Here is a 2,335-nt window from a genome sequence, read left to right on the forward strand (position 1 = left end):
AAGGTAATTAAAGGGACGGAAGATGGGAAATGCAGGAGACGGGAATAATGCTAAAAAAATGTTTTTTTAAGGTAATTAAAGGGACGGAAGATGGGAAATGCAGGAGACGGGAATAATGCTAAAAAAATGTTTTTTTATGATCAAAAAATAAAGCCGAAATGCAAAATTCTCGTGGTAAACCTTTAATGTACGTGAAAATCACTTTGTTTATGTATTTTGTGATTCACTTTTTTAAACAGAGCGCAAAACAAAATTAACCAAATGAAAAAACTAGGCTATCTCTTTCTTGCTGTTACACTATGGAGCTGCAGTACAACCAAAAACATCAATAACCGATCTGAAAAATGGATAACGCTTTTTAACGGAAAAGACATTAAAGATTGGAACGTTAAAATCCACCATCATGATTACAATGTAAACTACGGAAATACCTTTAGGGTTGAAGATGGCATAATACAGGTTCGTTATGATCAATATGGCGATTTTAATGATCAGTTTGGTCATCTTTATTACAAAACCCCTTTCTCTTATTACCACCTCAAATTTAAATACCGCTTCGTTGGCGAGCAGCAAAAAGGTGCGCCAAGTTATACCCTACTCAACAGCGGTGTGATGTTTCATTCTCAGGACCCGAAAACCATGCCTAAAGAGCAAGATTGGCCAATTTCAATCGAAATGCAGTTATTGGGAGGTTTGAGCGATGGTAGRCCCCGCCCTACCGGAAATATGTGTTCGCCAGGTACAGATATTTTTTACAATGGCAGTAAGTTTCCAGGTCATTGTCTGGATTCGAGATCGAAAACATACGATGGCGACCAATGGGTATCCGGCGAGCTGATTGTTCTGGGCGACTCACTAGTCACCCATATTATAAATGGAGATACTGTACTCCAGTACAGCAAACCCCAGATTGGCGGAGGCGTTGCCAATGGCTACGATCCGAAAATTAAAATTGATGGAAAAGCACTTACCCAAGGTTTTATCGCCTTGCAAAGTGAAGGACAGCCTGTTGATTTTAAAGATATCCAGATTATGGAGCTTCCGCATCATAACAACAAAAAATCTAATTAAACATTTTTCGATACTATACGTTACAAGAACATGAAAGTTGCATTAATTACAGGAGGAAGTAAAGGAATTGGTTTCGGCATTGCCGAAGCCCTTTTAAAAGAAGGCTATAAAGTAGCCATTACCAGCAGGACAATTGCCAGCGCAAACCAGGCCGCATCACATTTGGTGGCACATGGTGATGTATTGGCCATTGAAGCAGATGTGGCAGATTTTAAATCTCAGCAAAATACGGTAAATCTGATACTCGAAAAATGGGGACAATTAGATATACTTATCGCCAACGCTGGCGTAGGGCATTTTGCACCTATTGACGAGCTGGATGTAGATTTATGGAAAGAAACCATTGATACCAATTTAACAGGCGTTTTTTATAGTATTAAAGCCAGTGTTGAAGAAATCAAAAAGAATAAGGGACATATTTTTACGATATCTAGCTTAGCGGGTACAAACTTTTTTGCGGGTGGCTCAGCTTACAATGCCAGTAAATTTGGTTTAACAGGTTTTACGCAATCGGTTATGCTCGATCTGAGAAAATATGGCGTAAAGGTGAGTACCATTATGCCAGGATCGGTAGCGAGCCATTTTAACGATCACCAGCCCAATGCTGAAAATGATGCCTGGAAAATCCAGCCARAGGATATGGGTAAACTGATTGTTGATTTATTGGCCATGCCAGCAAGGACTTTGCCGAGTAAGGTAGAAATCAGACCGACTACGCCGAAGGGATAATGTAAGATGTAGTTAATTCTACAACAAAGTAAAATGTTCTTTATTTATCACTGCGGGAAGCAATAATTGTTTTCCGCAGGCTGTGCTAATTAAGCGTCCTATCAAACTTTTTATCAGCCAATTCATTACATTTTGATAATATTTTTACTGCCGACACAATCAAATGCCCTGACTTTATTACAAAATTCAATAAAATATGACCTGACTTTGTTACAAAAAAATACTATATTTGGGTTGACTTTGTTACAAAATAAAAAATAATGGCATTTAAACGATCCATTGAAGAAAACTTAACTCAATGGAAAAACAGCAAAAATAGGAAACCTCTAATTATTCGAGGGGCACGTCAGGTAGGAAAAACAACACTGATCAAGGACTTTGCGAAAAACTATCCTAATACTATTTTTCTTAATCTGGAGAAGCCTGCACACCGTCAATATTTTGATGATTTTGAAGATGTACAAAGTATTGTTGAAGCACTATTGCTGGGACATGGGATTCAATCAGATAAGATAGCTGAAACTTTGCTCTTTGT

At 38.1% G+C, this 2,335-nt stretch carries 3 protein-coding genes; all 3 read left to right on the plus strand.

Translation table 11 applies throughout. From position 1 onward, the window contains the following. The first annotated feature begins 261 nt into the window (after positions 1-261). Positions 262-1,071, plus strand: coding sequence for a 3-keto-disaccharide hydrolase (locus tag AC1DND_RS26035; RefSeq protein WP_477585511.1), 810 nt, complete (start codon positions 262-264; stop codon positions 1,069-1,071). Positions 1,072-1,101: 30 nt separating this feature from the next. Beyond that, positions 1,102-1,800, plus strand: coding sequence for an SDR family oxidoreductase (locus AC1DND_RS26040; RefSeq protein WP_477585513.1), 699 nt, complete (start codon positions 1,102-1,104; stop codon positions 1,798-1,800). A gap of 260 nt (positions 1,801-2,060) precedes the next feature. Further along, positions 2,061-2,335 (plus strand): AAA family ATPase (locus tag AC1DND_RS26045; protein WP_477585515.1); only part of this gene is annotated, 275 nt, incomplete at its 3' end.

It is taken from the genome of Pedobacter sp. 01N416 (assembly GCF_056399685.1).